This is a genomic window from Nostoc sp. UIC 10630 (assembly GCF_010747425.1).
GTDB lineage: Bacteria > Cyanobacteriota > Cyanobacteriia > Cyanobacteriales > Nostocaceae > Nostoc.
Window position 1 is genome coordinate 1 of the sequence record NZ_JAAGOG010000492.1, and the last position, 575, is coordinate 575.

The window sequence follows — 575 nt, forward strand, 5'->3', positions numbered from 1 at the left end:
GCAATTGAAAAAGCCCAAGAACAGCGCAAGTTTCATAATCAACGAACTATTCTTTTTGTCGATGAAGTCCATCGTTTTAACAAGTCTCAGCAAGATGCTCTATTGCCTTGGGTTGAGAATGGGACAATCATTCTCATTGGTGCTACCACCGAAAATCCTTTTTTTGAAGTCAATAAAGCACTGGTTAGCCGTTCGCGAATTTTTCAACTTCAGCAATTAACTGATAAAGATTTATACAAAATTGTTGAGCAAACACTAGCTGATTCGGAACGCAGTTATGGCAAGTTAACAGTACAAATTGACACAGATGCTTTAGCTCATCTAGTTAATGTTGCCAATGGTGATGCTCGTTCATTATTGAATGCCTTGCAACTAGCTGTAGAGACTACACCCCCCGATACTACAGGTGTTATTCATATTCCTCTAGCAGTGGCAGAAGAATCAATTCAACAACGTGCTGTTTTATACGACAAAGAAGGGGATGCCCATTTTGATACCATCAGTGCTTTTATTAAGAGCTTACGAGGTTCTGACCCAGATGCAGCACTCTATTGGCTGGCCAAAATGGTTTATGC

General features: G+C 40.2%; 1 protein-coding gene. It reads left to right on the plus strand.

Annotation, left to right across the window (positions count from 1 at the left end; genetic code table 11):
* A partial coding sequence (locus tag G1O98_RS38560; RefSeq protein WP_163939738.1) for an AAA family ATPase occupies positions 1–575 on the plus strand: 575 nt, incomplete at both ends.